General features: G+C 66.9%; 5 protein-coding genes. 1 reads left to right on the top strand and 4 read right to left on the bottom strand.

The window, feature by feature from the left end:
- The 4 genes from WBA11_RS01290 to WBA11_RS01275 all read right to left on the bottom strand — a co-directional run.
- Positions 1-820, bottom strand: an 820-nt coding sequence (locus WBA11_RS01290) for a tetratricopeptide repeat protein (protein WP_424518927.1), incomplete at its 3' end; no start/stop codon positions are given.
- A 434-nt stretch (positions 821-1,254) separates the two neighbouring features.
- On the bottom strand, positions 1,255-2,703 hold the full coding sequence (gene pyk, locus WBA11_RS01285; RefSeq protein ID WP_424518926.1) for a pyruvate kinase: 1,449 nt from the start codon (positions 2,701-2,703) through the stop codon (positions 1,255-1,257).
- Positions 2,704-2,790: 87 nt separating this feature from the next.
- Entirely contained in the window at positions 2,791-3,591 is an 801-nt protein-coding gene (locus WBA11_RS01280; protein ID WP_424518925.1) for a hypothetical protein, read from the bottom strand.
- A 179-nt stretch (positions 3,592-3,770) separates the two neighbouring features.
- The gene (locus tag WBA11_RS01275; protein WP_424518924.1) at positions 3,771-4,436 is read right to left on the bottom strand and encodes a response regulator; all 666 of its coding nucleotides are present in this window, start codon (positions 4,434-4,436) and stop codon (positions 3,771-3,773) included.
- Positions 4,437-4,700: 264 nt separating this feature from the next.
- Between WBA11_RS01275 and WBA11_RS01270 the strand changes: the two genes are divergently transcribed.
- Positions 4,701-5,056 (top strand): DNA gyrase subunit A (locus tag WBA11_RS01270; protein WP_424518923.1); only part of this gene is annotated, 356 nt, incomplete at its 3' end.

Here is a 5,056-nt window from a genome sequence, read left to right as displayed (position 1 = left end):
GTGCACCGGCCCGGAGCGCGTCCGCGGCCTCCTCCCAGCGCCGGGCACGGGCGTAGAGCTCCCCGAGCGCGATCTGCATCCGGCCCGCCCACCGGCGGTCGACGCCGTCTCGCTCGATCCCGCCCTCGAGGGTGGCGATCCCCTCGTCAAAGCGGTTCATCGCGGCGTAGGTCCGCCCGAGCCAGAACACGGCCTCGTCGCCCAGCCGGCGCTCCTCAGCGAGTTCGGCGGCGGCGATGGTCTCCTTGAACTTCTGCTCGGCTCCGGCCAGGTTGCGCTGGTAGAAGTACGCCTTGCCGATCACCAGCAGCGCGTCGTCGGCCCACTTCGAGTCCGGTCGCTCGCGGAGCAAGTCGGCGCTCTTGTCGATGGCCTCCTGGAACGACTCGCCCTGGTTGCTCCCCGACGTCGCCGGAAAGACGGAGACGAGCCGGGTCCGGTCGATGGTCACCGACGACTGCTCGAGCCGCTCCTCGCCGGCCTCGAGGGCGCGCTCCGCGTTGTAGTACGTGTTGTAGTACGCGCGGAAGTTGTTGAACCGGCTGTGCAGCGCGGTCCCCGGGCGGCAACCGGATACGACGCTCGCCACCACGACGGCGAGCACCATGTGAAACCGAGCCGACTGTACGACGCGCATCAGGACCAGAGTCGAGACGAAAACGAAAGCGAGGTAGCGGAGGGTCGGCGCGGTCGGGGGCGTGTGGACGAGGAAGCTACGGCCTGGCCGAGCCGTCCTCGAGGCACGAACGTCCGCCCCGCCGGATCCGTGCGCCGACTCAACGCGGAAGCGGTCGACCTCGAGGACGATGACTCGGCACAAACTCACGAGAGTCGTCCCCGCGCAGGCGGGGACACATAGGATGTGGCTCGCGGACCTCGAGAACGAAGCACTCTAGCGAGACGTGGCGCGTCGAGATTCTTCGACTCCGCTGCGCTCCGCTCAGAATGACGGGCGGGTGAGTTTGCGGTAGGGTAGAAGATATAGTTATGGTCCCAGCCATCGTACCTCCGCTCCTCGACGTCCTCAGCGCCACGACAACGTCATCCCGGGCTCGCCGAGGGATCTCGACGCGCCACGTCCGACGGCGCTGGTCCGCCTCGGCAACGAGGATGAGTTGACTTCAAGGCGGATCCGGCTGCGCTCACCGCCCTCGAGGGCTAACCCGACGACCCGTCACCAAGAACGATGACTCCCATCCCAGCAGCGCACCGACCTCGAGGACGCCACGTACCCCTTCCCTCCTTACCCGCGAGCTACACCCAGTCCTCGCCCAGCGTCGTGACGTGGATCATGTTGGTGCGGCCCATCGAGGGCAATGGGAGGCCGGCCGTGATGACCACGCGGTCGCCCTTGTCGTGGTAGCCGCGGCTCAAGAGCTCGCGGTGGACCGAGCGGACGCCGTCGTCGGTGTGCTCCTGGAAGGCGATCGCGATGGGCTCCACGCCCCACGTCAGCGCCATCCGGCCCAGCGCCGACTCGTCGTCTGTAAACGCGTAGATCGGGACGTCCGGGCGGTGGCTCGCGATCGAGCGGGCCGTCGAGCCCGAGTGGGTCAGGCACGCGACGGCGTCCGCCTGGGTCTCGTCCGCCAGCCGGACAGCGGTGTAGGAGACCGCGTCCGTCACGGGCTGCTCCGAGTCGCCGACGGCCGCCAAGGCCTGGCGGCCTCCGAGCCCTCGGCGGTTCGCCTCCGCCTGCCGCACGATCTCGTCCATCACGCGGACGGCCTCGATGGGATACTTGCCCGCGGCCGTCTCGCCGGAGAGCATCACCGCGTCGGACCCGTCGAAGACGGCGTTGGCGACGTCGGTGGCCTCCGCGCGTGTCGGGCGCGGGTTCTCCATCATCGACTCCAACATCTGGGTCGCCGTGATGACCGGCTTCGAAGCCTCGAGGCAGGCCCGGATCAGCTGCTTCTGGACGATGGGCACGTTCTGCATCGGGATCTCGATGCCCAAGTCTCCGCGCGCCACCATGATCCCGCCGGACGCCTCCAAGATGGCGTCGAAGTCGTGGACGGCCTCGGGCTTCTCGATCTTCGAGATGACGGGGGTCGTCTTCCCAGCCGCTCGGATCCGGCGCGTCAGGTCGTCTACGTCGGCCCCGCTTCGGACGAACGAGAGAGCGATCAGGTCGACGTCGTTCTCTAATCCGAACGCCAGGTCCTCGATGTCTTTGTCCGTCAAGGACGGCCGCGCGCTCTTGAGCTCGGGAAGGTTCACCCCCTTCCGCGACCGAAGCGGACCGCCGACGATGACCTCCGTGGTCACGTCGTGACCGTTGACTCGCTTCACCACCAGCTCCAGGTTGCCGTCGTCGAGCAGGATCCGGTTGCCCTCGGACACCTCTTCGGCGAGCGCGTCGTAGCTCACGTGGACTCGGTCCGCCGTCCCGACCTCGATGGGCTCGCTCGTCAACACGACGGTATCGCCGATGTGGATTTCGGCTCCGTCCTCGACGATTCCCAAGCGGATTTTCGGCCCCTGAAGATCCTGCAGGATGGGCACGACTCGCCCCGCAGACCGCGCCTCCTCGCGCACGATCCCCATCATCCGCCGGTGGTCATCGTGCGTGCCGTGGCTGAAGTTGAGCCGGGCCACGTCCATTCCGGCACCGATCAGCGCGCGGACCCCTTCTCTCGAGGCCACGGCAGGGCCGAGGGTGCAGACGATCTTCGTTCGGCGAGGCGTGGGACGGGGCATGAGCGAGGGTGCTGACAGACGTGAACCAGCAACCTACGGAGCGCCCCCTTGGCCGCGTCCTACAATCTGCGTAAGCGGTTTCACGACCTACTCCACGATGCGGATCGGCGCTCCCGTCCCTCGCTGCTCAGCACGGACGGGAGGCTCACCCTGCCCCATATGGACGTCGGCGGGCGCCGCTCCCGTGGTACGCAGCACGCCCGTCGGGCCAGATGACAACGACGCTGTGCGCTGCCCGGTCTGGATCGCGCGCGCGCACTGGACGGCCGCTCGCATCGCCACATCGGATGCGTTGCGGACGACCAGGGGAGCAGCCGCGACTTGCTCAGGGGTCTCGTAGGCGAGACTCGCATCGAGCGTCGCTGCCGTAACCCCCTGACCCAGCGATTCCTCGGCGACGCACTGGCACAGCTCACCGGCCGAGACGCCCGGGATCCCCTGCACATCGGGTGACACCGAGCACTCTCGGACAAAGCGTGACGACTGCTGACCGAGGGCGCCCGCGACCGCCGGCGGGACCGGGGTCCCTCCAACCGTGAACGACTCTCGCTCGACCGGGCTGATCTCGGAGGACGAGGCTTGGCCGTCGCTAGCATCCGGCCGAAGGGCACAATCGAGGGTGAGACCCACGATCACGTCGCCGGCCTCGAGGACCTCGGGGGAGATGTCGGCTGGATCGAGCGAGTCCTCCTGATCGAGGACGACGGCTACGGCATCGAGCATCTGCGGCGAGATGCCGGCCTCGAGGGCGCGGTCCACGGTGCACCCGCACATGGCGTCCGTGTCGAAGTCGCTCGGCTGACTTCGGCACAGGTCGAGAAAGGCGGTCTGCGCGTGCGGAGACACGGAGACAATGAGAGCGAGGGCCGCCAGGAGAATCAAGCGCATCGGGTCGAGAAAGGGGACCCGTGCTGTATCGGCTGGAACGGTGCTCCCATCAAACAGGGACATTCCCGGTCGCAGGTTCGCGCCCGCAAGCCTGCTTGTTCGGCAGCGTGGTTCCTTGTGCCGAGACCGGGCACCAGCCAGCCCGCCGCAATGCGTATCCCTCGTCCTCTAGGACGCCCCTACCCTGCCGTGACGCCCATCGAGCGGCTCGTCCAGTCGTAGGCGAACCGGGCCAGCTCCGACCCGCTCCTCAGACCCAGCTTGCGCTTGACGTTGGCGCGGTAGCTCTCGATCGTCTTGACGGACAGGTTGAGTTCCTCGGCGATCTCCCGCGTCGAGAGCCCGCTCCCGATCAGCCGGACGACTTCTGTCTCGCGGTCCGACAATTGCTCGACGGCCGGTCGAGCCTCGTCCCGTCCGTCGACGGCGCGCCGCACCAACTCGTCCGCGAGGGACGGGCTGAGGTACAGGTCGCCGGACAGCACGCGGCGGATGGCCGGGACGATCTCGGCAGGATCGCCCTGCTTCATCACGTACCCCTGCGCCCCTCCTCGGAGCACACGCTCGGCGTAGAACCGCTCTTGGTGCATCGACAGGACCAGGATCGGGAGGTCCTCCTTCCGGGAGCGGATCTGGCCGATTAGGTCGAGACCCGACCCTTGTTTAAGCCCGATGTCGAGCAAGACAAAGTCGACCTCGTGGTTGTCGAGCACCTGGAGCGCCTCGTCGGCAGTGGACGCCTCCCACGCGACCGTCAGGTCCGGCTCGCTCTCGAGAAGCCGATCAAGGCCCTGTCGCACAATCGGATGGTCGTCGACGACCAGGATCTTTGTCGGGGAGGGCATTATGGATCAGACGGCGAGGAGCCGCGAATGTGCAGAAGGGAGCGTCGGCGTGTGGGCGCTAGAGCGCAGAGTAGGCAACTTGTGCACGATGTCTAGAAGGGAGCCGCCGGAACACAAGTAAGGACATCCCCTAGTCTACCTTACACGCTCAGCCTGAGGGCGTCGCCGAAGCGTCTTAGAGAGCTCGATTGCGACAGGACGATGGCACACGGGTTTCGGTATCTTCGCTGAGATACGATTTTCGCTTTTTCGTCCCCCCAGTTCATGGCCGAGATCCCCGACAGTTCCTCCCGGATCATCCCGATCAACATCGAGGAGGAAATGAAGTCCTCCTACATCGACTACTCGATGTCGGTGATCGTGAGCCGGGCGCTGCCCGACGTCCGCGACGGACTCAAGCCCGTCCAGCGGCGCGTGCTCTACGGGATGCAGGAGCTTGGTCTGGCGGCGGGGCGCGCGCACAAGAAGAGCGCCCGCATCGTGGGCGAGGTGCTAGGCAAGTACCACCCACACGGCGACCAGTCGGTCTACGACGCACTCGTCCGTATGGCCCAGGACTTTGCCGTTCGGGGACCTTTGGTGGACGGCCAGGGCAACTTCGGCTCGGTCGACGGCGACTC

Origin of the sequence: Rubrivirga sp. (assembly GCF_049648075.1) — a bacterium.
Taxonomy (GTDB): domain Bacteria; phylum Bacteroidota; class Rhodothermia; order Rhodothermales; family Rubricoccaceae; genus Rubrivirga.
The sequence above is the reverse complement of the archived record's forward strand: the minus strand, read 5'-3'. Positions and strand labels throughout refer to the sequence as shown.